Here is a 25,748-nt window from a genome sequence, read left to right as displayed (position 1 = left end):
CGGCAAGCGGTGGCGCCGGCCCCCGGTGCCGGCCCGTTCCCCTACGGGGCGCCGCTGGACCGGCCGTACACCCTGGTCGTGGATGAGCAGGCGGATCCGGCGGCGGCGTCACCGTTCCGGGCCGATGGCACGGTGCTGCTCGCGCCGGTCACGTCCGCTCCAGCGCGGCCAGTCGCAGCTCAAGCTGGTCAACCCGGTGCCGTAGCAGAGTGACCTGGGCTTCCAGGCTGACTTCCCGTTCCGCCCTGCGCTGAATGCGTGGTGACGCGGCGGCGCGCTCGATCACCGCGTCCAGCTGGACCAGGCGCTGCGGTCCGTTCGGGCCGTCCACCAGCCGGGACCGGATCTCGCCGTTGCGGTACCAGGACCGCAGGGCCGAGCGGGAAACGCCGGTCTCGGCTTCCGCCTTGGCCAACGTGACCCAGGGTGTCTCGTCCAGCTGTTCGAACAGCTCCAGCTCATTCTGCCAGCGCGCGAGCCGGCCCTCCCAGTCCGACGGTGTCTCCATCGCACCCTCCCTTCAACAGAGTGACCCTATTAATAACAGTGTATTGACATGGTTGGGACTATGGAGCCATGCCATTTGAACGGTTCACGGTGGAAGCCCGCAAGGCGGTCGTCACGGCTCAGGAGGAGGCGAGGCTGCTCAAGCACCACCACATCGGCACGGAGCACATCCTGTTGGGGCTGCTCGACGCGCCGGACAGCACGGCGGCGAAAGTTCTGCACCGACTCGGGTACGACAAGGAGACGGCGCAGGTCGATATCGCCGCGGTGGCCAAGCCCGGCACGCAGGAGCTGAGGGGCCATATCCCGTTCGCGCCGAGCGCGAAGAAGACGCTGGACCTCGCCCTGCGAGAGGCGCAGCAGCTGCACCACACCTCCATCGGTACGGAACACATCCTGCTCGCCCTGGTCACCGGGGACGGTGAGGGCGTCGGCGCGAAGGTGCTCGCCGAGCGGATCAATCCGGTCAACAAGATCCGTGCCGCGGTGCTGGCGTCATTGGAGGGATCGCAGGACATCGAGGCCGGCCCATGGCCGGCCGGCACGCCTGCCACCGAGGACACGGTGGCCGCCGCCAGCGCGCTGGCCGGTGGTGCACCGGTCGGCAGCCATCACCTGCTCGAGGCGATGCTGCGGGCGGAGAACAGCATGGCGGCCAGGGTGCTGCGCGAACTCGGGGTCGACCCGGACGCGGTCGCCGCCAAGATCGACGAACTGGATCCGGAGACGACCACGGACGCGAACCCGGAGGAGGCCGCCGCGCGCACGATGGAAATCCGGCTGGTCGACGACGAGGTGCACCTGATCCTGCGGGACCCGACGACGGTCGCGATCGCCAAGAAGGTCACCGAACTGTCCAACGGCCCGATCCAGGGCGTCGGGCCGGCGGCCGGCATGTTCGTCCCGCTCTGGCGGTCGACCCATCAGCTGCTGCTGCAGATCCAGCGTGTGCTGGAACCGGAACCCGGAGAGGAGGACGGATCCGCCGCGAGCCACGTGGCCAAGGTCGTGCGCACGGTCCTCGCGCCCCGGCTCCGCCGGTGAACCGGCTGAGCAGCGGGCCGGAACCTGTCGGTGGGACAGGTGAGGACGGGGTGTGGTGAGCGACGATGCGCCGGCGCCGTTCTCGCCGGCGACCAGGGCGTCGTTCACAGGCCGCGTTCGCCGCGCCCACCGAGGCCCGGCGCGGCGCCTGGCAGGCCCGTCGCCGTCGGCCGGCCCGCGCCGGTAGTCGCGCCTCGCCGAGCCGACCGAGGCCGGCCGACCAGGTTCCCGACCGAGGCCGGCCGACCGGCCGACCAGGTTCCCGACCGACCGACCAGGTTCCCGACCGAGGCGATCGGCGCGTCCGGTCCCGCGTTCGGCGCCGCGCCGGTGCTGGCCCGCGCGCACCACGGGTCGATCTCCCGCGAGCAGGCAATACGGCGAATCGGAGGCGACCATCACCATCACCATCGCTGGAGCCGGACCGGACGGCCTGGCCCTTGTCCGTGTGCTGCACGTGAGCGGACGACGAGCAACGTAGTACCCGGGCCGAGCGGATCATCTGCGTGCTGGTGGCTCGGCGGCGCAGCCGGCCCGCGTTGTCAGTGGCCGCCCGTAGCATGGTCGTCGACATCCCAACGATCCAGTCGGGTTGTTGCTGATGCCCCGCCCGGAACAGCGCCCGGTGCGGGGCTCGCTGCTGTCGGAAGCGGCGGGACAAGGCGTCCCGACTGCGACACCGGGTCCACCGAGGGCTGATCCGCGTGTCACTCGCAGCCGACGCCGTCCCCGTCGCGGTCCAGGTGGCGGCCGTAACCGGGGTCTCCCACGTGGACGGGCGCGGCGCCCGCCGCCCGGGCCGCGGCGCAGTTCTCGTAGTACACGGAGCCCCCGCCGCTGTCGTCGCTGCCGCCACCGCCCGCGGCGGCGGGCTGCGCGGTGACCGTCGCGCGTGACCCACCCGTGACTCCTCGTCGCGTTGGGAGTTGAACCGGGCATGAAGAAGCGCAGCATGCTCGCCATCGCCTCCCTCGCCACCGGGTTCGTCGTCGCGGCGATCACCCCGTCCCACGCCGTCGACGGCGATTCCCTGGGCGACCTGCCCGTCAAGGACACGCTCAGCAGCCTCGACCACACGCTCAGCAGCGACAGCCTGGCGGTGGACGACACCGCGCTCGGCCACGACGGCTGAAACGCCGGGGCGGACACGCGGCGCCGGTGCTCCCCGCGACGGAACACCGGTGCCGCGCCGTCGGCTCCCTCATCTGCGGCTGGTTTCCGTGGCAGGGTGAAGCGGGCAAGCCTCAGGGGGCCAAGAGAAGAGGGGGAACTGTCCGTGATCGTCTGGATCAACGGAGCGTTCGGTGCGGGGAAGACCTCCACCGCACGGGAACTGATCGACCTGATCCCGAACAGCACGCTCTTCGACCCCGAGGTGATCGGCGGCGAGCTCGCGCACCTGCTGCCCGCCAAACGCCTCGCCGAAGTCGGCGACTTCCAGGACCTGCCGATCTGGCGGCGCCTGGTGGTCGACACCGCGGCCGCCCTGCTCGCGGAGCTCGGCGGCGTGCTCGTGGTTCCCATGACCCTGCTGCGCCAGGAGTACCGTGACGAGATCTTCGGCGGCCTCGCCTCGCGCCGGATCGAAGTACGCCATGTGCTCCTCGCCCCGGCGGAAACGATCCTGCGGGCGCGCATAGCCGACCGGGAGATACCCGAGAACCTCCCCGACGGCGAGACACGGGTGCGCCAATGGTCCTACGACCACATCGAGCCCTACCGCGCGGCGCTCGCCTCCTGGCTCACCGCCGACGCCCATCCCGTCGACACCAGCGCCCTCACCCCGTACGACACCGCAGTGCGCGTCGCCGAAGCCGTACGCACCGGTGACGCGTCGGCGTGCGACATCGTGCAGACCCCCGAACCGACCTCCGAGACCGTCGCCGCCGGAGTCCTCCTCTTCGACGAGGAGGACCGGGTACTGCTCGTCGACCCCACCTACAAGGCGGGCTGGGAGTTTCCCGGCGGCGTCGTCGAACCGGGGGAGGCTCCAGCGCGCGCGGGCATGCGCGAGGTCGCCGAGGAGACCGGCATACGGCTCGAGGACGTACCCGGTCTGCTGGTGGTGGACTGGGAGCCGCCCGCGCCCCCCGGCTACGGCGGTCTGCGCCTTCTCTTCGACGGCGGCCGCCTCGACTCCGACGAGGCCCGCCGGCTGCTCCTCCCCGGCCCCGAACTGCGCGCCTGGCGTTTCGTGACCGAGCGGGAGGCCGCGGACCTGCTGCCGCCCGTGCGCTACGAGCGGCTGCGCTGGGCCCTGCGGGCGCGGGAGCGCGGCGCCGCACTCTACCTGGAGGCCGGTGTACCGCTCGGCTGACGTCGATGCCGGGCCACCCCTCGGCCGACGCCGGGGGCGTACGGACACGGGGTGATCCGGCGCCGATGGTCAACGGCGCACGGAGCGCAGGCTGTTCACCAGACCGAGCCAGAGGGTCCTCGACGGGTCGCGAGGACCCTCTCGCCGGGTGGTCAGCTCGCCGCGTACTTCTGGAGGAACAGCGCCTCCGTGACCGAGAGACGCTCCAGCTCGTCGGGGGAGACGCTCTCGTTCACGGCGTGGATCTGCGCCTGCGGCTCGCTCAGGCCGATGAGGAGGATCTCCGCGTGCGGGTAGAGCGAGGCGAGGGTGTTGCACAACGGGATGGAACCGCCCTGGCCCGCGGACTGCATCTCCTCGCCCGGGTAGGCGACGGCCATCGCCTCGGCCATCGCCGTGTACGCCGGGCTGGAGGTGTCGGCGCGGAACGGCTGGCCCTGGCCGATCTGCTCGGTGCTCACCCGCGCGCCCCACGGCGTGCGCGCCTCGAGATGGGCCTGGAGGAGCTTGGTCGCCTCGACCGCGTCCACGCCCGGCGGCACCCGCAGACTCACCAGCGCACGCGCGCCCGCCTGCACGGACGGGGTGGCGCCGACGACCGGCGGGCAGTCGATGCCGAGCACGGTGACGGCCGGACGCGCCCAGATGCGGTCGGCGACCGTACCCGAGCCGATCAACTCGACCCCGTCCAGCACCTTGGCGTCCTTGCGGAACGCCTCCTCCTCGTACTGCAAGCCTTCCCAGCGCGCGTCCCCGGTCAGCCCGTCGATCGTCGTCGAACCGTCCTCGGCGCGCAGCGAGTCCAGTACGCGGATCAGCGCGCCCAGCGCGTCGGGCGCCGCCCCGCCGAACTGGCCCGAGTGCAGATTGCCTTCCAGCGTGTCGATCTGCACGCGAACGAGCGTCATCCCGCGCAGGGTCGAGGTGACCGTCGGCAGACCCAGCCGGAAGTTGCCGACGTCGCCGATGACGACGGTGTCGGCGGTCAGCAGCTCCGGGTGCTGTTCGGCGTACCGCTCCAGACCGCCCGTGCCCTGCTCCTCCGAACCCTCGACGATCACCTTGACGCCCACCGGAACGCCACCGTTCGCCTTCAGCGCGCGCAGCGCGAGCAGGTGCATGATGAACCCGCCCTTGCAGTCGGCGGCGCCGCGCCCGTACCAGCGGCCGGCGCGCTCCGTCAGCTCGAACGGCGGGGTCGTCCAGGCAGCCTCGTCCAGTGGCGGCTGCACGTCGTAGTGCGCGTACAGCAGCACGGTCTTGGCGCCCTCGGGCCCGGGCAGGAAGCCGTACACCGACTGCGTGCCGTCCGGGGTGTCCAGCAGCGCCACGTCCTGAAAACCCTCGGCGCGCAGCGCGCCGGCGACCCAGTTCGCGGCGCCCTCGCTCTCACTCCTGGGGTACTGGTCGAAGTCCGCCACCGACTTGAAGGCCACCAGTTCGGCGAGCTCCGCCTGCGCCCCGGGCATGAGCGAGGCGACGGTCTCGGCGACCGGATTCGACGACATGGGCACGCTCCTTGTAGGTGCGACGTTGTACTTCTGTGTACAAGTGATCGGGCGGTGCGTACGCGCGTTCCTGGTGTGCAGGGCGCATACGCCCCCGATCCTCCCACAGCGGCCTGCGGCGATGCCCGCCGTAGGATGCTCGGGACCGTGGCGGCAGACGGCTGGACTGGAGCAGTAGACCATCGTGAGCAGCGAGAACTCTTCGGCGGACGACGAACAGCGGGTGTGGGACGTCGTCGTGGTCGGCGCGGGGCCGGCGGGCGCCTCGGCCGCCTATGCGGCAGCGGTCGCGGGACGCAGCGTCCTGCTGCTGGAGAAGGCGGAACTGCCCCGCTACAAGACGTGTGGCGGCGGCATCATCGGCCCCTCGCGCGACGCCCTGCCGCCCGGCTTCGAACTTCCTCTCCAGGACCGGGTGCACGCGGTCACGTTCTCGCTCGACGGCAAGTTCACCCGCACCCGGCGCTCCAGGCAGATGCTGTTCGGGCTCATCAACCGGCCCGAGTTCGACCAGCAGCTCGTCGAGCACGCCCAGAAGGCGGGAGCCGAGCTGCGCACGGGAGTGACGGTCTCGCGGGTCGAACAGCACGGGTCCGCGGTGCCCGACCGGCGCACCGTCGCCGTCGTCCTTCAGGGCGGCGAGGCCGTGCTGGCGCGGGCGGTCGTCGGCGCGGACGGCAGCGCCAGCCGCATAGGGGCGCACGTCGGGGTGAAGCTCGACCAGGTCGACCTCGGCCTGGAGGCGGAGATCCCGGTGCCGGAGACCGTCGCCGAGGACTGGCAGGGGCGGGTCCTGATCGACTGGGGTCCCATGCCGGGCAGTTACGGCTGGGTGTTCCCCAAGGGGGACACGCTCACCGTCGGCGTGATCTCCGCGCGCGGCGAAGGTGCCGCCACCAAGCGGTACTTGGAGGACTTCATCGCCCGGCTCGGGCTCGCCGGTTTCGAGCCGAGCGTCTCCTCCGGTCACCTGACGCGCTGCCGCGCCGAGGACTCCCCGCTGTCGCGCGGGCGCGTGCTGGTCTGCGGTGACGCGGCGGGGCTGCTCGAACCCTGGACCCGCGAGGGCATCTCCTTCGCGCTGCGCTCCGGGCGGCTCGCGGGGGAGTGGGCGGTACGGATCGCCGAGGCGCACGACGCGGTGGACACCCGGCGCCAGGCGCTCAACTACGCCTTCGCCATCAAGGCCGGGCTCGGCGTGGAGATGGCCGTCGGCAAGAGCATGCTCGCGGCCTTCGAGCGCCGGCCGGGCATGCTCCACGCGGCGATCACCAGTTTCCGGCCCGCCTGGAGGGCGTTCGCCGGGATCACCCGCGGTTCGACCACGCTGGGCGAGTTGGTGCGTTCCCACCCGATGGCAGGGCGCGCCCTGTCCGCGCTCGACCGGCGCTCGGCCGTCGCCGCGCCGACGGTCGCCGAGAGCACTCCGACCACGGAGTGACCGTTGGCCGCGGAGTCGTGTCCGTGGCTGCGTCCGCGTCCGTGTGCGTGTCCGCGTCCGTGTCCCTCTCCGTGGCCCTGGAGTGCCGGTGGCCGACGGGGGTGTCCGTCGGCTTCCGGCCGGTCAGCTCGTGACCGTGATCCGGAAGACCGGGTGGTCGGGAGCGATGCGCCGCAGCTCCTCGGGGGAGGAGTCGGGGCCGACGCCTCCGAAGAAGACACCGACCTCCGCCTTCCAGCGCTTGAGGTAGGCGCGCAGCAGCGGAACCTTGTCGTCGTCGCCGACCTCGGTCGCGGTGAACGTGTCCACCCTCTTGCCGAGGCGCAGTTCGCCTCCGCCCGCGGCCCGCATGTTGTGCGTCCACTGGACGTGGCCGCGGGGTGCGACCAGGTACTGCTGTCCGTCCACGGTGAGCAGATTGACCGGGGTGGTGCGCCATGCGCCGCTCTTGCGGCCACGGACGGCCAGGACCCGGGAGCCCCAGATGCTGAGACCGCGGCGGGTCATGAACGCCACGCAGCGGTTGAAGACGTTGACGGTGAACCAGCCGGGCTTCTGGACGTGCGTGGACATGATGACCCCCATCGGTTGCGAGAGCGCCGCTCTCTGCGAGGGAGCGCTGCTCTCTTTTGTGAGCACTGCTCTCGATTGAGAGCAGTCTGCATGAGATCAGTGATCCAAATCAAGAGCAGTGCTCTCGTTTGTGTGCACTGCTCTGAAGGCGTGGCACACTCTCCGCATGAGTACCGCACGCGGAGCACGCGCCCGAGCCAGGATCGAGGTCACCGCGGCCATCAAGGAAGAGGCACGCAGACAGCTCGCCGCGGAGGGCGCCGCCAAGCTCTCGCTCAGAGCCGTCGCCCGGGAGCTCGGCATGGTCTCCTCCGCGCTCTACCGATACTTCCCCAGCCGTGACGACCTGCTGACCGCGCTCATCATCGACGCCTACGACTCCCTCGGCGAGAGCGCGGAGGCGGCGCACGCGCAGGTCGCGGGCGCCGGGCCACGCGAACGCTGGATCGCGGTGTGCATGGCGGCGCGCCGTTGGGCCCTGGCGCAACCGCACGAGTACGCGCTCATCTACGGTTCGCCCGTGCCCGGCTACACCGCGCCGGACACGACCATCCCGGCCGCCTCCCGCGTGGGGCTGCTGCTGGTCGGCATCGTGCGTGACGCGTATCGGGGCAAGGGGGTGGCCCGCACCCCGCTGCCGCCCGACCTGAAGGCCGAGGCGCAGCGGATGGCCGCCGACCTCGCGCCCGACCTGCCGCCCGAGGCGGTCGCGGCGCTCGTCGCCGCCTGGGCCCAGCTCTACGGGCTGATCGGGTTCGAGCTCTTCGGGCAGTTCAACCGGCTCGTGGAGGACCGCGAGCCGTTCTTCCGGCACGCGGTGGACCAACTCGCCCACGGCGTGGGCCTGGTGTACCCCGAGCCGACCGGGTCATCGGGCAAGGGGAACGGCACGGGCGGTCCCTGACGACGACCGGGTGGTGATCCGTGGAGGGACCGGGCGGTACTCCGTGGGGAGTACGCGTGATCACCTCGCCCGGCTGACGCCACCGGCGGCCCGTGCCGTCTAGCGTGACCGTCATGGAAGAGCAGCGAACCCCCAGGTCCCCGGTGTGGGCCGGGGGACCGCCGTGGTGGCGGCACGGGCCACCGGGGTGGCGCCGATGGAGCGGCGAGGACCAGGGCGACGGGCGCGGCGGGCGCGGTGACCGGTGGCCGTGGCGTTCCACCCTGCTGCTGACCGTCTTCGTGCTGGGCGGCTCTCAGTTCGCGGCGCACGCCCAGAACGGCGAACGCATCACCCTGGACCTTTTCGGGAGGGCGCTGCTGATCCTCGGCACCGGCCTGCTGCTGTGGCGGCACCGGCACCCGGTGCTCGTCGCCTTCGGCACGGCCGCGGCGGCGCTGGTCTATCTGGCCGCCGGATATCCGTACGGGCCCGTGTTCGTCACCGTCGCCGTCGGCTGCTTCGGAGCGGTCGTCGCGGGGCACCGCTGGGCCGCCTGGACGGCCGTCGGCATGCTGTGGGCCAGCCATCTGCTGGTGGGGCACTGGCTCTACCGTTGGTTGCCGCCCGCGGGGGACCGGGCCGCCTCCTGGAATCAGGAACTCGGCTTCCTCACGTGGGGCGTGCTGGTCGTGGTGGTGTCGGAGCTGGCCCGGATACGCCGTGAGCAGTGGGCCCGCGACCGCGCCGAACGCGCGCGGGCCGCCGCCCGGCGCGCCGACGAGGAGCGGCTGCGGATCGCCCGTGAACTGCACGACGTGCTCGCTCACAGCATCTCCGTGATCCATGTTCAGGCAGGCGTCGGCCTCGCGCTTCTCGACTCCGACCCGGAACAGGCGCGCACGGCGCTCACCACCATCAAGGAGGCCAGCAAGGAGGCGCTCGGCGAGGTCCGCCAGGTGCTCGACACACTCCGTACGCCGGGGGAGGCGCCGCGCGCGCCGGCGCCCGGGCTCGACCGGCTCCCCGAACTCGTCGAACAGGCGGCGAGCGCGGGTCTGACGGTCGAGGTCGAGAAACCCGTCGGCGTTCCGAAGCTTCCGCCGGGTACCGACCTCGCCGCGTTCCGTATCGTCCAGGAGGCCCTCACCAATGTCGTACGGCACTCGGGGTCGCGGCACGCGCGCGTGCGGCTCGAAGCCGCACAGGGCACGCTGCGGCTGCGGATCGACGACGACGGGCCCGCGACCGGCACCGACGCGGGCGGCAGCGGCAACGGGCTGGCCGGTATGCGGGAGCGGGCCGTCGCCCTCGGTGGCACGATCGAGGCGGGCCCGCGCGACGACGGAGGCTTCCGGGTGCTGGCCGTGCTCCCGCTGAAGGTCAAGGAGGACCGGTGAACGGTGAAGGAGAGCCGGCAGATGACGCAGGAGAGCCGGAGGGCGGCGGGGGAGGATCGATGGACGGCGCGGGAGGAACGGTGATCCGCGTCCTGCTCGCTGACGACCAGTCACTGGTCAGGGCGGGCTTCAAGGCGCTGCTCGACGCACAGGCGGACCTGGAGGTGGCCGGTGAGGCGGCCGACGGCGAGGAGGCGGTGCGCAAGGTGCGCGAACTTCGCCCCGACGTCGTTCTGATGGACATCCGCATGCCGCTGCTCGACGGCCTCGCCGCGACCCGCCGTCTCACCGACGACCCGGACCTCGAGGACGTGAAGGTGGTCATGCTCACCACCTTCGAGCTGGACGAGTACGTCTTCGAGGCGATCCGCTCCGGTGCCTCCGGCTTCCTCGTCAAGGACACCGAGCCGGACGAACTCCTACGCGCGGTACGGGCGGTGGTCGGCGGCGACGCGCTGCTGTCACCGGGCGTGACGCGCCGGCTGATCGCGGAGTTCGCGGCCCGCTCCAAGGAGCCCGCGGCCGCGGAGTCGCTCGTCCGGCTCACGGAGCGGGAGCGGGAGGTGATGGCTCTCGTCGGTATCGGACTGTCGAACGACGAGATCGCGCGGCGTCTGGTCGTCAGCCCGCTCACGGCCAAGACCCATGTCAGCCGCACGATGGTGAAGCTCGGCGCCCGTGACCGGGCCCAACTGGTCGTGCTCGCCTATGAGTCGGGGTTGGTGCGGCCGGGGTGGCTCGGGTGAGTGCCGGCCGCGCGGCCGAAGCGGACGAGCACCGTGACCACGCGTACCGCGAAGAGCGCGGTCGCCAGCAGTACCCCCGAGGTGATCAGGCCCTTCTCGATGGTGAGCGGGAGATCGAAGAGCAGCGCGGGGCCGGATACGGCGCCCAGCGCCAGGCCCGCCGCGAAGGTCGCGCTGAGGAGCGCGTACCCGATCTCGATCGTCATCGCGTCCCGCTGCTCCTGCGTGCGTCTCCCCATGGTCCGAGTCTGTCACGACAGCGCGCCCGGCGGACAAGGGGTTGCCTGCCGGGCGCGTCGGGTCGAAGCGTCGGTTCCAAGTGTCGTGTCCACGTGGTGAGTTGAGGTCGACGGCGAACCGGATCAGTCGCCGATCGCCACCCGCCCCTCCGAGCCCTCCCGTACGGAGTCCTTCCGCACGGATTCGTTCCCCATGGAGTCGTTCCCCACGGACCGTGCGACCACGACGGTCGGCCTCGGTCGCCGGGTTCGCAGCCCCGGCAGGGTGATCAGCAGCCCCGCCACGGCGATCCCCGTCACCACGATCAGACCGGGCCGGTAGCTGTCGAGGACGGCCTGCGGCGAGGAACCCGCCGAGGAGTTCGCGGTCACGACGGCCGTCACCACGGCCAGGAAGAGGGCGCCGCCCACCTGGACCGAGGTGTTGAGCAGACCCGAGACCATGCCCTGCTCGTGGTCGTCGACACCGTTGGTGGCCTGGATGTTGAGCGAGGGGAAGATCAGTGCGCAGGCCGCGCCGATCAGCAGCATGGTCGGCAGGATCACGGCCGCGTACCCCGGGTCGAGGCTGATGCGCAGGAACAGCGCGTAGCCGACGACCATCAGCACGAAGCCCACCGCGATGAGCCGCGGGGTCCCGAAGCGGTCGACGACGGCACCGACCTTCGTGGAGGAGAGCGCGACCAGCGCGCCGGCGGGCAGGAAGGCGAGCGCGGTGTGCAGGGCCGACCAGCCGAGCAGCGACTGCATGTACAGCGTCACCAGGAACTGGAATCCGACGTACGAGCCGAAGAACGCCATCGCGCCGAGCTGGGCGCGGATCTGACTGCCGGAGCGGAGCACGCCGAGCCGGATCAGCGGCCCCGCCGAACGCCGCTCGACACGGACGAAGACGGTGAGCAGGACGGCCACGGCGAGGAAGGACAGGAGGGTACGGGTCGAGGCCCAGCCGACCTCGGGGGCCTGGACGACGGTGAACACCAGCAGCAGCATCGAGGCCGTGCCGAGGACGGCGCCGGGGATGTCGTAGCCGTTGTGGTCCTTCTCGCGTTCGCTGCGCGGCAGCAGCTTCAGACCGACGAGCAGGGCGAGCAGCGCGATGGGCGCGGGCAGCAGCATGGTGAGGCGCCAACTGGCCTCGGTGAGCAGGCCGGACAGTACGAGGCCCATCGAGAAGCCAGTGGCCGCGCACGTCGTGTAGATGGACAGGGCGCGATTGCGCAGGGGGCCCTCGGCGAAGGTCGTGGTGATGATCGACAGGCCCGCCGGGGCGGTGAACGCCGCGCTCAGGCCCTTGATGAAGCGGCTGGCGATCAGCAGCGGGCCCGAGTCGACGAGCCCGCCGAGCAGCGAGGCGAGCGCGAAGACGCCCAGGGCCACCAGGAAGACCTGGCGGCGGCCCAGCAGGTCGGCGGTGCGACCGCCGAGGAGGAGCAGTCCGCCGTATCCCAGGATGTAGCCGCTGACGATCCATTGCAGCGTCGAGGTGGAGAGGTCCAGTTCGGAGCCGATGGACGGCAGGGCGACGCCGACCATCGACACGTCCAGCGCGTCCAGGAACATCGCGGCGCAGAGCACCAGCAGGGTGCCCCACAGCCGCGGGGTCCAGCGTCCCTCGGTGGTGGGGGTGGTGAGCGGAGAGGTCATGCGGGAGACAGTACATGCACATGCATCGGATGCAAGCGCATTTAATTCCGATGCAACAAACTCGATTCTTTGCTACGGTGCGGCCATGGCGGCGAAGAAGGCCGAGCAGGTGCTCGTGGACCAGTGGCGTGACATCCTCGCGGTGCACGCGCGCACCCTGTGCGAGCTCGACCGCGAGCTGCACGGACACGGCCTGGGCGCAAGCGACTTCGAGGTGCTGGACGTGTTGGCCGGGGGCACCGCGTCCGACGGTGACTGCTCCTACCGCGTCCAGGAGATCTCCGACCGCGTCCATCTGAGCCAGAGCGCCCTGTCCCGGCTGATCGCCCGCCTGGAGAAGGACGGTCTCGTGACGCGCGGCATGTGCCCGGAGGACCGCAGGGGGGTGCGCGTCTGCCTCACCCCGAAGGGACGAACGCTCCACGCCGAGGTGCTACCGGTGCAGCGGGCGGTGCTGACGCGGATGCTGGCGGACGGGACGGCCACCGGCGCCTGACACCGCGGACCGCGGGCCGGAGGCCACCCCACGGGATGGCAGGTCGGAGGCCACCACACGCGGACCGCCATCGCACGCGGACCGACCCGGACCGACCCGGTCGGTCCCCGGTGTCTCAGCCCCAGGTGACGCCGGACTTCTCCCGCCACAGCGCGGCGAGCGAGGTGTCACCGGTCAAGTCGGGGAACGGCAGCCGGTTCCACAGCGCCAGATAGAGCTGTGCCGCGGGCCCCGCCAGCTCGCAGTCGACGTCTCCGGCCGCCGTCGCGCCCCGCTCGCTGACCGGCGGCTCGGGCGACAGCCGTACGGTCCACACCGCGTCCACGTCGGTGGCGCGCACCCGCAGCACACGGGGCGTTCGGGAACGCACCTGGCTCCTCGGACGTCCGTGGAAGCCGCGCAGCAACTCGTCGATCCCGTCCACCGCGAAGCCCCGGGTCACCGTGTCCGGCGTCGCGCCGAGCGCCGACTGCGCGTCGACCCGGTGGATGGTCGTCTCGTGCGCCTGCCGCCGTGCCCAGAAGGCGAGCGGCGAGGGCGCGGGCAGAAAGCTCCAGCAGGACAGGTCGGGCGGAGCGGCCGCGAGCGTGTCGACCAGGCGGCGGTGGCCGTCCCTGAACCAGGCCAGCAGTTCGGCGCCGTCCAACTCGGGCAGGCCGCCGTCCGGGTGGTACGCGGCGTACCCCTCGGCGACGAACGCCGTCGCCCACCGGTGCACCATGCCCGTGTGCCGCACCAGATCCCGCACCTGCCACCCCGGGCAGGTCGCCACCTTGGCGTCGGGCCCCGCCTGCTCAGCCGCCGCGGCGAGCGACCGGCCCTCCTGGTCCAGGGTCTCCACGAACTCCGGAATCTCCATGTGGCGAGTGTGCCCGGTGGTGGACAAGGAGAAGCCCCGGCTGGACGGGGGAGACCAGCCGGGGCCGTATGTCGTGGCCGACGGAGGGCGGTCGCCTCGCGGCGGAACGCTCCATGGGGCTTCAGCCGGACGATCGTCCCCATGGGCTGTAGGTGAGACCCGGGGACACTGTCCCCTCCGTAGCCACGCACGGATCAACGGCCGATGCCCCTGGGTTGTTCCCGCCCGGCTCCGTGGCCCGCTGTGAGGTGGAGCACGCCCGCCCCCGGTCCGCGGGGGCGCCCGACAGGACCCAGGGGCGACGTACCGTCAGCCCACGGCCGCCCGGCGGGTCCCGAACCCGATGAGCGCGGCCAGCGCCGCCAGCACCGTCACGCTGGTGAGGGCGACGGGCAGCGAGAACCAGTCGGCCATGAACCCGATCGCGGGCGGGCCCAGGAGCATGCCGCCGTAGCCGAGCGTCGAGGCGATGGCGACACCGCTCGGGCCGGCGAGGGAGCCGGCGCGTTCGACGGCGACGGGGAAGATGTTGGCGAGTCCGAGCCCTGTGATCGCGAAGCCGAGAAGGGCCGCCCACACGGAGGGGGCGAGCGCGCCGAGCAGCATGCCGGTGGCGGCCGTGGCGCCGCCTCCCACCAACGTCCGTGTGCGACCCAGCCGTTCCAGCAGCGTCGTACCGCCGGCCCGGCCGATGGTCATGGCGAGCGCGAAGCAGGAGTAGCCGGCGGCCGCGACGCCCGGGTGGGCCCGCAGATCCTGTTCCAGGTGGAGGGCTCCCCAGTCGGCCAGGGCACCCTCGCCGTACGCGGTGCACAGGGCGATCAGGCCGAAGACGAACACCAGCCCTCGGGTGCGTGCGTCGAGGCGACGCGGGGCGCGCTCCTCGTGCGACGGTCCGCGCTCCGGGGGCGTCGCAGGCTCATGGCTCAGCAGAGTGCGTCCGGCGAGGGCGGTCACCAGCAGGCCGATCACGGTGAGCGCGAGCAGGTGCCGGGTGGGGGACAAGGAACCCGCCACCAGTGCGCCGAGCCCCGCGCCGATCATGCCGCCCAGGCTGAACGCCGCGTGGAAGCTCGGCATGACAGGCCGCCGCAGCGCGGCCACCAGGTCGACGGCGGCGCTGTTCATGGCGACGTTGATACCGCCGTACGCCGCTCCGAACACGAGCAGGACCAGCCCCAGCGCGACCGCCGAGTGCGTCAGCGGGGGCAGGGCCACGCTCAGCGCCAGCAGGATGCCGCAGACGACGGTCACCGGATGGCTGCCGAAGCGGCGGCACAGTCGGCCGGTGAGCGTCATCGTGATCACCGCTCCGGCGGAGACGCCGAGCAGGGCGAGCCCCAGGGCGCTCACCGAGGCGCCGGTCTGCTCCTTGATGGCCGGGATGCGCACGACCCAGCCCGCGAAGACGAAGCCGTCGAGGGCGAAGAAGGCGGTGATGGCGCCACGCAGGCGGGTGAGGCCGGCGGGGCCCCGCACGGCACTGTGCGACCTGGCTTTGTTTATTAGCGGCACAAAGTCAGCGTAGGCGGCGGGCGGGGGTGGGGCAAGGAGCCTGTCGCGCCGAGCCGGACACGCGCACGGCGGAACCGCGCGACGCCCTCGCCTGCGCCGGGGCGCAGCGCGTGGTGTCGTTCGGCCGGGCCGGCGGTGCGCCACCGGTCCTCTCCCGCGACGGCTTCCACCCCCTGCGGCGCCTCATGCGTGGGGTGAACGACGAGTGCATCGGCCTCCGATCCGCTGTCGGGACCCGAGCGCCGATGGCCTGTTCGGGTCCGGGCACGCCAATTCCCACTCTTCCGTTACGACAGACACCCTTGACAGCTTGCGTACTGATTCGCGACGTTTGAGCCTCGCGGAACAGTTCGAGACGCGTCATGGGGGAATGGGGGGCGGTCGGCCGTGCGATCGATGAACAACGATCCTCACGCCTTAGGGGTCCGCGCTGCGAACGGTACGTCCCTCGCGGAGCCCGCGGAAGGGCGGTTGATCTGAGGTGGAGATCACGATCCACAGACCGGAGGAGCTGAGCAGTTCGCTCCTCCTGGCCTGGCATCGGGTGATGGACGAGTCGCCCGACTACGCCAACCCGTTCCTGGCCCCGGAGTTCGCGGCGGGGATCGACAGGTACCGGGGCGGGGCGCACGTGGCGGTCCTCCACGAGAGAGGGGAGCCCGTCGGCTTCTTCCCGTACGAGCGCAACTCCCTGGGCGTCGGCCGAGCCATCGGTCTCGGTCTCTCCGACTGTCAGGCCCTGGTGCACCGCCCCGGGGTCACCTGGGACACGCAGGAACTACTGCGGGCCTGTGGGCTGTCCGTCTTCGAGTTCGACCACCTCGTCGAGGAGCAGAAACCCTTCGGCAGACATGTCACCGGGACGTTCGCCTCACCGGTGATAGACCTGAAGGTCGGCGAGGGCACCTACGCCGAGTGGCTGCGCGGCGCCTACCCGGGACTGGCCAAGACGACGCTGAAGAAGGAACGCCGCCTGGGACGCGACCTGGGCGAGATGCGGTTCGTCTACGACGAGCGCGACCCGCGGGTGCTGCGCACCCTCATGCGCTGGAAGTCCGCCCAGTACCGCAGGACGGGACGGATGGACCGCTTCGCGCGGCCCTGGATCGTGGACCTGGTGGACCATCTCTTCCGGGTCCGTGAGGAGCACTTCAACGGAGTGCTGTCCGTGGTGTACGCCGGTGACCGGCCGGTGGCCGCACACTTCGGACCGACCTCGCGCACGCTGTTCGCGGCCTGGTTCACCGCGTACGACCCCGAACTCCGCTACTACTCGCCCGGGTTGATCATGCACCTCCGGATGGCCGAGGCCGCAGGGCGGGAGGGCGTGCGGCTCATGGACCTGGGCCGTGGCGACAAGGAGTGGAAGGACTGGCTCAAGACCCGGGAGCTGCGCGTGGGCGAAGGGTTCGCGACCCGCCCCCACCCGGTGGCCACGGCGCACCGGCTCTGGCGCAGGCCGGTGCGGGGCCTGCGCAACACGGTCCTGGCCCATCCCCGGCTGCGGGATCCGGCCGACCGGCTGCTGAAGACGGTCGGCACGCTGCGTACTTCGGGTCGGCCGGACTCCGGCGCGGCGGGCCCCCGCGCCCGCTGAGCGGCTTCTCCACCGATGGTCCGGGGGCCGTGCGGCATCGGTGGGGCGCGTCCACCCGGAGGGTTTCCGGGTGGTGTCGCGTGGCTTGGAGTGGCAAGGGCGACGTGGTGGGTAATCTCGCGCTCCGACCGGCGGCATCGCTGCGAGCGGACCCAGGAGAAGACCCATCACCGAACCGAAGCCCGTACGGGCGGAGCCCGCGTCGGGAGATCAGCCCCGCGAGGCCGAGCAGCTGAGGGACATGCTGCGGCAGCCCGCGTACCGGCGGACGTTGCTGTTCTGCGGCCTGATCGGGATCCCGGTGTCGTTGGTCGCGTTCTGGTTCCTCGTCCTGCTGCACGAGCTGGAACGCCTGATCTGGGTGGACTGGCCGCACCGTCTCGGGTGGTCGAATCCGCCGTGGTGGTGGCCGTTGCCGCCGGCTCTGGTGTCGGGTGCGGTCGTCGCCCTGGTCGTCCTGCGGTTTCCCGGCCGGGGCGGACACGTCCCGGCGGGGGGCCTGCAGCCCGGAGGCGCGTCGAAGGCCGCCGTTCCCGGCGTGGTCCTCGCCGCGCTGGCGAGTCTGCCGCTGGGAGCCGTGCTCGGGCCCGAGGCGCCCCTGATCGCCCTGGGCGGCGGTCTGGCGCTGATGTTCCGGGATCTCGTACGTGTTCCCGCGACGGAGGCGAACACGGAGTTGCTCGGTGCCGCGGGCGCCGCGTCGGCCATCTCCGTGATCTTCGGAAGTCCGCTGGTGGCGGCGGTGCTCCTGATGGAGGTGTCCGGAGTGGGCGGGCCGCAGTTGTTCGCGGTGATGCTTCCCGTCCTGCTGGCCGGCGGAATCGGCGCCATCGTGTTCACCGGCTTCGGACACTGGACCGGGCTGAAGACCGGGAGCCTGGAGATCGGACTGCCCGCGCCCTCCGTTCTCGACGCCGGGGACGTGGTGTGGTCGGTGCTCATGGCGGTCGTCATCGGGGCGGCCATCCACTGGATCATCGTGGGCGGGCGGATCGCGGCGCGCCTCGTGGTCGCGCACCCGTTGCGCAACACGGTGCTCTGCGCACTCGGCGCGGCCGTCTGCGCGGCGCTCTACGCGGTCCTCACCGGCCGTTCGCCGTCCGACGTCGCCCTGTCGGGCCAGTCCATGCTGGGGCAGCTCGCCACCGACCCGCACGCCTGGTCGGTCGGCAGCCTGGTGGCGGTCCTGGTGTTCAAGAGTGTCGCCTACGCGCTCTGCCTGGGCAGCCTGCGCGGCGGTCCGGTGTTCCCCGCGTTGTTCCTGGGCGGCGCGACGGGCGCCCTGCTCGCGCCGCTGCCGGGGCTCGGCGTCGTGCCGGGCGTGGCGGCGGGCATGGCGGCCTCGTCCACCGCCGCGCTCCGGCTGCCGGTCAGCTGTGTGGTGCTGGTCGTGCTGATGGTGGGCAACTCGGGCACGGTGCCGGTGATCGTGCTCGCCGCCGTGGTGTCCTTCGTGACCACCGAACTGCTGTCGCAGGGGCCGGGAATCCCGGTGTTCAGCGATGGAGCGCGTCGAGCGCCTCGTCCAGCGTCGTCGCGGCCATGATCAGCGAGAGATGGGTGAAGGCCTGCGGGAAGTTGCCCAGTTGCTCCCCGCTGGGACCGATCTCCTCGGCGAACAGGCCGACGTGGTTCGCGTACGTCTGCATCTTCTCGAAGGCATAGCGGGCCTGGGAGAGGCGCCCCGCGCGGGCGAGGGCGTCGACGTACAGGAAGGTGCACAGACTGAAGGTTCCTTCGGAGCCGCGCAGTCCGTCGGGCGAGGCCCCGGGGTCGTAGCGGTAGACCAGGCTGTCGGAGACGAGGACGCGGTCCATGGCGTCCAGGGTGTTGAGCCAGCCGGGGCTGCGGGGGGCCAGGAATCCGACCCGGGGGACGAGCAGCAGGGAGGCGTCCAGGACGCCGCTGCCGTAGTACTGGACGAGGGCCTGCTCCTTCTCGTTCCAGCCGCGCTCCATGACCTGTTCGAGGATCGCGTCCCGGGCCCGGGTCCAGCGCACGGTGTCGGCCGGTCTGCTGAACTCGTGCGCCAGCTTCAGGCCGCGGTCGAACGCGGCCCAGCACATCACCCGGCTGTAGGTGAAGTCCTTGCGCCCGCCCCGGGTCTCCCAGATGCCCTCGTCGGGCCGGTCCCAGGAGTCGGCGAGCCAGTCGAGGGTGGCGGCGAGCCCCTTCCAGCCGTGGTAGCCCGTCTGTTCGCCGACCTCGCGGCCCTCGGCCAGGGCGTAGAGCACCTCGCCGTAGATGTCGAGCTGCAGTTGGTCACTGGCGGCGTTGCCGGCCCGGACCGGGTAGGAGCCGCGGTAGCCCTCGAAGTGCGCCAGGGTCTCCTCCGTCAGATGGGGGTCACCGTCGACCCGGTACATGATCTGGAGGGGTTCGTCGTCGGGACCCTCGCGGGCGCTCAGGCGGTCGCCCAGCCAGCGGGTGAAGCGGGTGGCCTCCTCCACGAAGCCGAGGTCGAGCAGGGCCCGCACCGAGAGGGAGCCGTCCCGCACCCAGGTGTAGCGGTAGTCCCAGTTGCGCTCGCCGCCGACCTGCTCGGGCAGTCCCATGGTGGCGGCGGCGACCGGGGCGCCCGTGGGGGCGTAGGTGAGGAGCTTGAGGGTGATCGCGGAGCGGTGCACCATGTCCGTCCAGCGGCCGTGGTAGCGCGAGGTGCGCACCCACTTCTGCCAGAAGTCGATGTTCTCCCAGAGGTCTTCGGTGGTCCCTTCGACCGTGGGGGGCGGCGGCGCCTCCCCGTCCGGCGCGCAGACGGTGAACACCACGACCGCCGCCTCCCCGGCGTTGAGGGTGATGGCGCCTCGGACGTCCTGCCCGTCCCGTTCGAGCGGGATGCTGCCCTGGAGGTAGGCGGTCGTCCCGGGAGCCCGGAACGTCGCCGTCTCCTGCATCGGCCTGTCGTGCGTCAGGTCGAGGTCGTGGGCGGCCCGCGCGTAGTCGAACCGCGGCCGGCATTCGAGTGTGAAGCGCACGGTGCCGCGCACCGAGCGGACGACCCGCACCAGGCTGTGCCGGTCGGTCGCCGTCGGGCCCGGCTGGACCGGCATGTGGTCGACGATCTCGCCGACTCCGTCGGGCGACATGAAGCGGGTCACCACGATGGCGGTGTCCGGGTAGTAGAGCTGTCTCCAGGTGCCTTCGGGGTGTTCGGGCGCGAGGAGGAAGTAGCCGCCGCCGTCGTGGTCGAGCAGCGCGGCGAAGATGCTCGGTGAGTCGAAGCGCGGTGCCGCGAACCAGTCGATGACCCCCTGGGACGAGACCAGAGCCGTGGTCTGAAGGTCCCCGACGAGCCCGTGGTCGGCGATGGGCGGATAGCGATCCATGCTGCTCTCCTTGTCAGGCGTGTCAGGCGGTTTCCGCCTTGACCCGCCCGGAACGGACGGCGTCGACGAGTGCCCGGTGGTCCTGCTCGTTCTGGTCGGCATAGCGCTCGGCGAACCTCACCAGCGCCCGGTCGAAGACCTCGCCCCCGCCCAGGTAGGCGGCGATGGCGATCCGGTCCCCGGACCTCGCGTGCGCGCGGGCCAGCGTGGCACCGCACAGTTCACCGAAGGCCCGCATCCCGTCCGGCACCATCGACTCGGGCTCGGCGATGCCCTTCCAGTCCCGCAGCTGCCGTACATAGAAGTCCCGTCGGCCGCCGTCGATGCCGTCGGCCCGAGCCCAGCCGAGGAAGATGTCGCTGGTGGCCTGCATGAGCCGCTGACCACAGACCACGCGCTCGCCCTGCGTCCGGCAGTCGCTCGCCCCGGTGAACGGCGCGAGTACCGACTCGTCGGCCTCCTTGGCCTGCAGGAGCAGCGGATCCTGGTCGTCGCGACCGAGCAGCAGAACGATCCAGCAGCGGGTACCCACGCTGCCGACCCCGACCACCTTGCGGGCCATGTCGACCAGCCGGTACTGCTCCAGCAGCAACCGCCGGTCCGACGAGAGGCTCTGACCGTACCGTTCGATCATCCGGCGGATCCGCTCCTCCAACGCGTCGCGTTCGACGTCCGGAAGCAGGTCCTGGAGCGGTGTGACCAGTGGGGGATCCGGAGCGATGCGGACCCTCCCGTCGACGACGTGGGTCAGCTTGTCGAAGGCCTGGAGGCTGTCGCGGGTGCATGCCTTCGCCACCGACCGGGTCCAGCGCTCGCGGGCCCGCGCGCTCACCTCCTGGATGACGTGGGTCCGCACCCAGTCGTCGTCGAACCGGGCGTACCACACGGGGAGGTTGCCCAGCGCGGCGAAGCGCCGCTGCCACTCGCGGTACGACCGCACCGTCGACCGCACGACGCCGGCCCGCTCCTTGGCGCTGAAGCCGTTCGCCCGGCCGGCGATGACGAAACTCGTGCACAGCCGCTTGACGTCCCACTCCCACGGGCCGGGCAGTGTCTCGTCGAAGTCGTTGATGTCGAACATCACGCGGCGCTCGGGCGAGGCCAGCAGCCGGAAGTTCAGCAGGTGCGCGTCGCCGCACACCTGCGTGGTGATCCCGGTGCGGGGAGTGTCGGCGAGGTCCCCGGCCATGATGGCGGCGGCCCCCCGATAGAAGCGGAACGGTGACTCGATCATCCTCCCGTAGCGGATCGGCACGAGCTCGGGCACTCGGGTCGCGGACTGCGCCTCGATGACGTCCACGGGGTCGGGCCGTTTCCGAGCGGGAGTGAACTCGGCGTGACGGGAGCGGGGTACGGCGGCCCGGGCGGCCTTGCCGGTCTCGGCACGCTCGCGGGGGGTGCGGTGCGCGACGACGCCGTCGGCGGGGTGGTGCGAGGTCATCGCAGTCGGTCCGCGATGCGATCACCGACACGCAGGGCGTTGGCGATGGCCGTCAGGGACGGATTGACCGCTCCGATGCTCGGGAAGAAGCTCGTGTTCCGCGACAGGAGATGGTGTTCGTGCATGCCCAAGTGGCTGAGCATGCCCTGCAGTTTGTGCCGCAGGTGGTTCAGTCCGGCGATGTTGTTCTTCTCGTCGAGGGCCAGGTGGATGCCGCCGTCCCGGTCCAGGGTGACGCGGTTGTCGGGGGCGGGCAGGTCCTCTCCCCACAGCCAGAAGTCGACCGCGTGGTGGGCCAGTACCTCGAAGGGCATGTCGGGAGAGACGGCCCCGGCCCAGCGGGGCGCCTCGCCGTGGATCTGTTCGGAGTCGGACTTGCCGAGCATCTGGATGCCACCGAGGGGGAACTCCCAGTCGTCGGATCCCAGGTACCAGTCGTGCAGGGCCAGGGTCTTCTGGAACCTGGTGTCGTTCGGTTCCTTGGACACGGCCATCAGGGCGAGGTTGTTGTGCCGCATGTAGTGCCGGCCCACGACGTCCGAGCAGTTGGCCAGACCCCGCGGATGCCGGTCGTTCGCCGAACGCAGCAGCAGGACGGCGGAGTTGACGGCGCCGCAGGCGACGACCACCTGTACGTCGGCCTTCGCGCCGACCAGGCAGGGGAAGCCGTCGACACGGTCGCAGCGGATGCAGGCGCTGGTGTGGGTGGCCCGGCCCCGGTCGTCCTGGGTGAGGTTCACCCCGATCGGGAGGTGGAAGGGGTGCAGCCCCTGCTTCTCCAGATCATGGCTGAGCTGCTCGATGCGCGGCTCGTGCTGGGCCGGCGGATACGCGTACTGGGCGCTGGTGGGACCCTCGGTCGGGTCCTCGCCGTGCCGGCCGTGGACGAGGTAGAGATGCTCGGCCTGGGTGTAGTACGGCTCGAGTTCCTCGTAGCTCAGTGGCCAGGCGGGGGAGATGCCGTCGTGGTGGCGGAGTTCGCCGAAGTCCTCGGGGCGCATACGGAAGAGCGCGGCGCCGTAGAACTTGGTTTTGCCGCCCACGTAGTAATTGACCTCGGGCGGGAACTGGTTTCCGTGTTTGTCGAACCAGAATTCCGGCGCGCGGTATTTCCCTTTGACGAAGACGGCGGTGGAATCCCAGTTGTCACGTTCACGAGGAAGACAGTCCCCGCGTTCGAGAAGGAGGATCCGCTTCCCCGTGGGCGCCGGCCGGTGAGCGATCGTGCCACCGCCCGCACCGGTGCCGACCACGATGACGTCGTAGTGCTGTGCGTCGGTCATGCAGGCCACCGTCCCCACTGCCCACCGTGGGCATCTGCCCCGAAGCCCAAGGTATCCCTGGGGGATATTTACGGCGAGTTGGACTGTTCGGGTGAGCCGAGGTGCCGGGACACGACGGGTTCCCGCGCGATCACCGCTCCGGCGGTGATCCCGGCGGCGATGACGACACAGAGCCCGATCAGCCATGACAACACGGTGAAGACCGCACCCAGCGACCCGTAGCGGTCCAGGCCGCGGTTGAGCGCGCTGGGCACGTACAGCTTGGCGACCACCGACAGTGTGGTCAGGGCCACCCCGGTCAGGAGCGCACCGGGCAGCAGGGGCAGCCAGGGGACGCGCGCGGCCAGCAGCAGGTGTTGGGTCCACCACCAGACGCCCACCTGGGTGACCAGCAGGAGCGGCACGCCCAGCCACGCCCCCACGCCGAACCCGGTGCGCAGCGGTCCCTGCAGGGCGAGGATGACCAGCCAGGCCGCGATCCACACGAGCCATCGCCAGGCGGCGATCCGTGCCCTCGCACCCGGCAGCCGCCAGGCGCGTTGGCACAGGCGCTGCATCGCCCGGCTGCACGCCGTGGCGGAGAGCAGCACCATCAGCGAACTGACCACTCCGGCGCTCTGCTGCAGGTTCGCGGGATTGGCCTCGAAGACCTTCTTCAACTCCTGTTCGGAGGAGCCGTTGATACCGAAGACGTCGTGCAGAGAGGAGACGATCTCCTTGCGCACCCCCTGCGGGGCGAAGGACGCGACCACGAAGAGCAGCGGAACGGCGGTCAGGAACACCTGGGCCGCCAGCCGGGTCGCGGAATCCAGCAGGTTCACGGCGATCAGGTGCGAGGTGAGGCGGGTGATCACCGGGAAGCGTTCCTCTGCGCCGGCGCGCAGCCGGCGCAGCCGCGCCCCCAGTTCCGCGGCCCGCCCGCGCAGGCGGGCCGTCCGGCCGTCGGTGGGCGGGCCCGATCCTCTGCCTGCGCGCAATTCCGCTCCCCGGGTCCGGACTGGGCTCCACGCCCCGAGGCGTGACCACGCCACCAGGGTGCCGTCCCGGGCGGCCGCCCGCCTGCGGCGCGAGCGCCGTTGCGCCGTGCGGGGGAGAGGCCGCCCGAGGAGTCCCGGACGGCACCGCTGAATGGTGGGTGCGGGCGGGAGCGGTGACGATGGGGCCATGCGCGCATCCGCCGCCGCCCCGAACCTCGCGCGGCCGTACGGGGGCAGCGATGGTCCTTGACCTGGTCCTCATCGGTCTGGCGATCGCCGTGAACCCCTTCTCGGTGACCGCGTTCGTGCTGGTGCTGTCCACACGGGGCGGGATCTGGAACGGGCTGGCCTTCGTCCTCACCTGGCTGGCCAGTTTCGTCGCGATCATCGCCGTGGTGCTGCTGATGACCGGCGGGAAACCGCCGCCGCCCAAGTCGCCGCCCTCCACGGTCGCCCTGGCCGCCAAACTGGCCATCGGCGTGGGCCTCGTCTGGTACGGGGAGCGCACCCGCCGCAGGAGGGGCAGGCGGCGCAAGTCGTCCGGGATGATGTCCCGGCTCGACCGGATCTCCCCGTGGACGGCGGCCGGACTGGCGCTGTTCCTCCAGCCCTGGGGGCTGGTGGCCGCCGGTGCCGCCACCGTGGTGGAGGCGGACCTCTCCCACGCCGCCTCGTACGCGGCGTTGCTGGGCTACTGCCTGCTGGCCAGCTCCAGCCTGCTGGTCATGGAGGTCTACGCGACCTTCGCCCCCGACTCGTCCCGCGTCCGGCTCGGGCGGCTGCGGACGTGGGTCGAGGGCCATCAGGACGAGGCGATCGTGACGGTGTGCCTGCTGCTGGGTCTGTGGCTGGTGGGCAAGAGCATCTACCAGCTGACCGCCTGACCCTGACCGGCCATCACCGCACCGCCCGGGTGACGGCGACCATCACGGCACCGTCGGGGCGAGCGCCGGCCACTACGGGACCGCCCGGTGACGACCGTCGTCACAGGATCGCCAGGGGATTGACGGGCGAGCCGGTGGCCGCGGGCAGCCGGAGCGGGGCGATCACGCACAGGAACGACCAGCGGCCTTCCCGCGCGCAGATCGGCGCGAGGTCCTCGAACCGCAGATAGTCGAGCAGATGCAGCCCCATGGCGTGGACGGCGAGCACATGCACCGGGAACGCGACCCCTCGCACCGCGCTCGGAGCCGTGTCGTTGTTGCTGTCACTGCCGAGCACCGCCACCTCCCGGTCGGCCACGAACTCCATCGCGGTCGGATGGAGTCCGGCACGGGCGGCGGCCACGTCCCAGGGGCCCAGCTCCTCGCGGCGCCGGCGGTGTCCGACCCGTACGAGCAGGATGTCGCCGCGGCCGACCCGTAGCCCCTGCCGGGTCTCGGCGGCGCTCAGATCCTCGGCGGTCACGTTCGATCCGGGTTCGAGCCAGGAGAGGCCGTGCACCCGGGGTATGTCGAGGAGGACGCCACGCCCGACGATGCCGTCGCGGGCCAGCTCGACGGACAGGACGCTCGCGCCCTCCGGCGACAGCGCGTCGGCCGCCGGTATGCCGCCGTGCAGCGTGCCGTCGTAGATGACATGGCACAGCGCGTCGAGGTGGCTGTCCACATCGCCGTGAATGTTCATGGCGAAGCGGTCCCGAGCGAAGTCCAGTCCCTTCGGGGCCGGTTCGCCGTCGGCCGGAGCGGTGAGCCGGTGCTCGGCCGGATCGGCGTCGTCGGGTTCGGTACGGGTCTCCACGGGGGCGGCGAGCGACACCGTACGTCCCGACCGCACCTCGCGGACGGCCGCCAGCACCTGTTCCGCGGTGATCGTGTCCAGGGCGCCTCGGCGCCTGCCACCGAGAGAGGCCGTGCCGCGCAGTCGGCGGTAGAGCGACCGGAACTCGGCCTCGCTCAGCTCGTCGGGCATCGGCATGTCACCAGCCTCCGACAGAAGCCGGATTC

23 protein-coding genes and 1 pseudogene are annotated in these 25,748 nt (G+C 71.4%); 11 read left to right on the top strand and 13 right to left on the bottom strand.

All coding sequences use genetic code 11. The features are described from left to right. Positions 1–148: 148 nt before the first annotated feature. On the bottom strand, positions 149–508 hold the full coding sequence (locus tag AAFF41_RS08040; RefSeq protein ID WP_319745553.1) for an excisionase: 360 nt from the start codon (positions 506–508) through the stop codon (positions 149–151). Positions 509–576: 68 nt separating this feature from the next. On the opposite strand from AAFF41_RS08040, the gene AAFF41_RS08035 reads away from it, so the two are divergent. After that, on the top strand, positions 577–1,551 hold the full coding sequence (locus AAFF41_RS08035; protein ID WP_343323758.1) for a Clp protease N-terminal domain-containing protein: 975 nt from the start codon (positions 577–579) through the stop codon (positions 1,549–1,551). Positions 1,552–2,258: 707 nt separating this feature from the next. Here the strand turns inward: AAFF41_RS08035 and AAFF41_RS08030 are convergent. Continuing rightward, positions 2,259–2,438: pseudogene (locus AAFF41_RS08030) on the bottom strand (excalibur calcium-binding domain-containing protein); the annotation flags it as partial. Positions 2,439–2,488: 50 nt separating this feature from the next. Between AAFF41_RS08030 and AAFF41_RS08025 the strand changes: the two are divergent. Together AAFF41_RS08025 and AAFF41_RS08020 are read left to right on the top strand one after the other, a co-directional pair. After that, the gene (locus AAFF41_RS08025; RefSeq protein ID WP_319745557.1) at positions 2,489–2,683 is read left to right on the top strand and encodes a hypothetical protein; all 195 of its coding nucleotides are present in this window, start codon (positions 2,489–2,491) and stop codon (positions 2,681–2,683) included. A 144-nt stretch (positions 2,684–2,827) separates the two neighbouring features. Continuing rightward, the gene (locus AAFF41_RS08020; protein WP_319745558.1) at positions 2,828–3,868 is read left to right on the top strand and encodes an NUDIX hydrolase; all 1,041 of its coding nucleotides are present in this window, start codon (positions 2,828–2,830) and stop codon (positions 3,866–3,868) included. A 152-nt stretch (positions 3,869–4,020) separates the two neighbouring features. Here the strand turns inward: AAFF41_RS08020 and AAFF41_RS08015 are convergent, their stop codons facing one another. Then, a complete protein-coding gene (locus AAFF41_RS08015) occupies positions 4,021–5,376 on the bottom strand; it encodes a dipeptidase (protein WP_319745560.1) in 1,356 nt (451 codons plus the stop codon). Between the two features lie 184 nt (positions 5,377–5,560). Here AAFF41_RS08015 and AAFF41_RS08010 point away from each other — a divergent pair, with 184 nt between their 5' ends. Next, a complete protein-coding gene (locus AAFF41_RS08010; RefSeq protein ID WP_319745562.1) occupies positions 5,561–6,817 on the top strand; it encodes a geranylgeranyl reductase family protein in 1,257 nt (418 codons plus the stop codon). 123 nt (positions 6,818–6,940) lie between these two features. On the opposite strand, the gene AAFF41_RS08005 is transcribed toward AAFF41_RS08010, so the two are convergent. After that, positions 6,941–7,390, bottom strand: a complete 450-nt coding sequence (locus AAFF41_RS08005; protein WP_079089222.1) for a nitroreductase family deazaflavin-dependent oxidoreductase — start codon at positions 7,388–7,390, stop codon at positions 6,941–6,943. Positions 7,391–7,556: 166 nt separating this feature from the next. Here AAFF41_RS08005 and AAFF41_RS08000 point away from each other — a divergent pair, with 166 nt between their 5' ends. From AAFF41_RS08000 to AAFF41_RS07990, 3 genes are all read left to right on the top strand, one after another. Further along, a complete protein-coding gene (locus AAFF41_RS08000; RefSeq protein WP_060894805.1) occupies positions 7,557–8,294 on the top strand; it encodes a TetR/AcrR family transcriptional regulator in 738 nt (245 codons plus the stop codon). A gap of 113 nt (positions 8,295–8,407) precedes the next feature. Further along, on the top strand, positions 8,408–9,673 hold the full coding sequence (locus tag AAFF41_RS07995) for a sensor histidine kinase (RefSeq protein ID WP_319745564.1): 1,266 nt from the start codon (positions 8,408–8,410) through the stop codon (positions 9,671–9,673). 80 nt (positions 9,674–9,753) lie between these two features. After that, entirely contained in the window at positions 9,754–10,419 is a 666-nt protein-coding gene (locus AAFF41_RS07990) for a response regulator transcription factor (RefSeq protein ID WP_319746076.1), read from the top strand. On the opposite strand, the gene AAFF41_RS07985 is transcribed toward AAFF41_RS07990, so the two are convergent. Then, positions 10,380–10,658: a DUF6332 family protein gene (locus AAFF41_RS07985; RefSeq protein WP_054228787.1), complete on the bottom strand. Its 279-nt coding sequence runs from the start codon at positions 10,656–10,658 to the stop codon at positions 10,380–10,382. The two genes, AAFF41_RS07990 and AAFF41_RS07985, sit on opposite strands and share 40 nt — an antisense overlap. A gap of 123 nt (positions 10,659–10,781) precedes the next feature. After that, entirely contained in the window at positions 10,782–12,305 is a 1,524-nt protein-coding gene (locus AAFF41_RS07980) for an MFS transporter (RefSeq protein WP_319745566.1), read from the bottom strand. Between the two features lie 85 nt (positions 12,306–12,390). On the opposite strand from AAFF41_RS07980, the gene AAFF41_RS07975 reads away from it, so the two are divergent. After that, positions 12,391–12,801, top strand: coding sequence for a MarR family winged helix-turn-helix transcriptional regulator (locus tag AAFF41_RS07975; RefSeq protein ID WP_319745568.1), 411 nt, complete (start codon positions 12,391–12,393; stop codon positions 12,799–12,801). Between the two features lie 115 nt (positions 12,802–12,916). Here AAFF41_RS07975 and AAFF41_RS07970 read toward each other — a convergent pair whose 3' ends face one another. After that, positions 12,917–13,660 carry a maleylpyruvate isomerase family mycothiol-dependent enzyme gene (locus tag AAFF41_RS07970; RefSeq protein WP_319745571.1) on the bottom strand — a complete coding sequence of 248 codons (744 nt, stop codon included), beginning with the start codon at positions 13,658–13,660 and terminating at the stop codon, positions 12,917–12,919. 309 nt (positions 13,661–13,969) lie between these two features. Then, complete coding sequence (locus AAFF41_RS07965) at positions 13,970–15,139, bottom strand: MFS transporter (protein ID WP_343323757.1); 1,170 nt, start codon at positions 15,137–15,139, stop codon at positions 13,970–13,972. 517 nt (positions 15,140–15,656) lie between these two features. Here AAFF41_RS07965 and AAFF41_RS07960 point away from each other — a divergent pair. Continuing rightward, positions 15,657–16,772 (top strand): GNAT family N-acetyltransferase, encoded by a 1,116-nt coding sequence (locus AAFF41_RS07960; protein ID WP_319745576.1) that lies wholly within the window; start codon positions 15,657–15,659, stop codon positions 16,770–16,772. A gap of 241 nt (positions 16,773–17,013) precedes the next feature. Then, entirely contained in the window at positions 17,014–18,318 is a 1,305-nt protein-coding gene (locus AAFF41_RS07955) for a chloride channel protein (protein WP_343323756.1), read from the top strand. Here AAFF41_RS07955 and AAFF41_RS07950 read toward each other — a convergent pair. The 4 genes from AAFF41_RS07950 to AAFF41_RS07935 all read right to left on the bottom strand — a co-directional run bounded on the left by AAFF41_RS07950 (position 18,269) and on the right by AAFF41_RS07935 (position 23,802). Further along, entirely contained in the window at positions 18,269–20,101 is a 1,833-nt protein-coding gene (locus tag AAFF41_RS07950) for a glycoside hydrolase family 15 protein (RefSeq protein ID WP_319745580.1), read from the bottom strand. The genes AAFF41_RS07955 and AAFF41_RS07950 overlap by 50 nt on opposite strands. Before the next feature lie 22 nt (positions 20,102–20,123). Next, positions 20,124–21,542 (bottom strand): DUF2252 domain-containing protein, encoded by a 1,419-nt coding sequence (locus AAFF41_RS07945; RefSeq protein WP_319745583.1) that lies wholly within the window; start codon positions 21,540–21,542, stop codon positions 20,124–20,126. Further along, positions 21,539–22,825, bottom strand: a complete 1,287-nt coding sequence (locus tag AAFF41_RS07940) for a GMC family oxidoreductase (RefSeq protein WP_319745585.1) — start codon at positions 22,823–22,825, stop codon at positions 21,539–21,541. Before AAFF41_RS07940 ends, AAFF41_RS07945 begins: the two co-directional genes overlap by 4 nt. Before the next feature lie 68 nt (positions 22,826–22,893). Next, the gene (locus AAFF41_RS07935) at positions 22,894–23,802 is read right to left on the bottom strand and encodes a YhjD/YihY/BrkB family envelope integrity protein (RefSeq protein WP_319745588.1); all 909 of its coding nucleotides are present in this window, start codon (positions 23,800–23,802) and stop codon (positions 22,894–22,896) included. Positions 23,803–24,041: 239 nt separating this feature from the next. On the opposite strand from AAFF41_RS07935, the gene AAFF41_RS07930 reads away from it, so the two are divergent. Then, positions 24,042–24,686, top strand: coding sequence for a GAP family protein (locus AAFF41_RS07930; protein ID WP_343323755.1), 645 nt, complete (start codon positions 24,042–24,044; stop codon positions 24,684–24,686). Positions 24,687–24,786: 100 nt separating this feature from the next. On the opposite strand, the gene AAFF41_RS07925 is transcribed toward AAFF41_RS07930, so the two are convergent. Beyond that, on the bottom strand, positions 24,787–25,719 hold the full coding sequence (locus AAFF41_RS07925) for a cyclase family protein (RefSeq protein ID WP_319745594.1): 933 nt from the start codon (positions 25,717–25,719) through the stop codon (positions 24,787–24,789). Positions 25,720–25,748: the final 29 nt, after the last annotated feature.

The organism is Streptomyces mirabilis (assembly GCF_039503195.1).
Lineage (GTDB): Bacteria > Actinomycetota > Actinomycetes > Streptomycetales > Streptomycetaceae > Streptomyces > Streptomyces mirabilis_D.
Note: the sequence above shows the minus strand (reverse complement) of the source record. Positions and strands in the feature narration are given on the sequence as shown.

Coding starts and splice junctions, on each gene's coding strand:
- AAFF41_RS08040 (WP_319745553.1), bottom strand. CDS start 508: ATGGAGACACCGTCGGACTGGGAGGGCCGGCTCGCGCGCTGGCAGAAT.
- AAFF41_RS08035 (WP_343323758.1), top strand. CDS start 577: ATGCCATTTGAACGGTTCACGGTGGAAGCCCGCAAGGCGGTCGTCACG.
- AAFF41_RS08025 (WP_319745557.1), top strand. CDS start 2,489: ATGAAGAAGCGCAGCATGCTCGCCATCGCCTCCCTCGCCACCGGGTTC.
- AAFF41_RS08015 (WP_319745560.1), bottom strand. CDS start 5,376: ATGTCGTCGAATCCGGTCGCCGAGACCGTCGCCTCGCTCATGCCCGGG.
- AAFF41_RS08005 (WP_079089222.1), bottom strand. CDS start 7,390: ATGTCCACGCACGTCCAGAAGCCCGGCTGGTTCACCGTCAACGTCTTC.
- AAFF41_RS08000 (WP_060894805.1), top strand. CDS start 7,557: ATGAGTACCGCACGCGGAGCACGCGCCCGAGCCAGGATCGAGGTCACC.
- AAFF41_RS07995 (WP_319745564.1), top strand. CDS start 8,408: ATGGAAGAGCAGCGAACCCCCAGGTCCCCGGTGTGGGCCGGGGGACCG.
- AAFF41_RS07985 (WP_054228787.1), bottom strand. CDS start 10,658: ATGGGGAGACGCACGCAGGAGCAGCGGGACGCGATGACGATCGAGATC.
- AAFF41_RS07980 (WP_319745566.1), bottom strand. CDS start 12,305: ATGACCTCTCCGCTCACCACCCCCACCACCGAGGGACGCTGGACCCCG.
- AAFF41_RS07975 (WP_319745568.1), top strand. CDS start 12,391: ATGGCGGCGAAGAAGGCCGAGCAGGTGCTCGTGGACCAGTGGCGTGAC.
- AAFF41_RS07970 (WP_319745571.1), bottom strand. CDS start 13,660: ATGGAGATTCCGGAGTTCGTGGAGACCCTGGACCAGGAGGGCCGGTCG.
- AAFF41_RS07955 (WP_343323756.1), top strand. CDS start 17,014: ATGCTGCGGCAGCCCGCGTACCGGCGGACGTTGCTGTTCTGCGGCCTG.
- AAFF41_RS07950 (WP_319745580.1), bottom strand. CDS start 20,101: ATGGATCGCTATCCGCCCATCGCCGACCACGGGCTCGTCGGGGACCTT.
- AAFF41_RS07945 (WP_319745583.1), bottom strand. CDS start 21,542: ATGACCTCGCACCACCCCGCCGACGGCGTCGTCGCGCACCGCACCCCC.
- AAFF41_RS07940 (WP_319745585.1), bottom strand. CDS start 22,825: ATGACCGACGCACAGCACTACGACGTCATCGTGGTCGGCACCGGTGCG.
- AAFF41_RS07930 (WP_343323755.1), top strand. CDS start 24,042: ATGGTCCTTGACCTGGTCCTCATCGGTCTGGCGATCGCCGTGAACCCC.
- AAFF41_RS07925 (WP_319745594.1), bottom strand. CDS start 25,719: ATGCCGATGCCCGACGAGCTGAGCGAGGCCGAGTTCCGGTCGCTCTAC.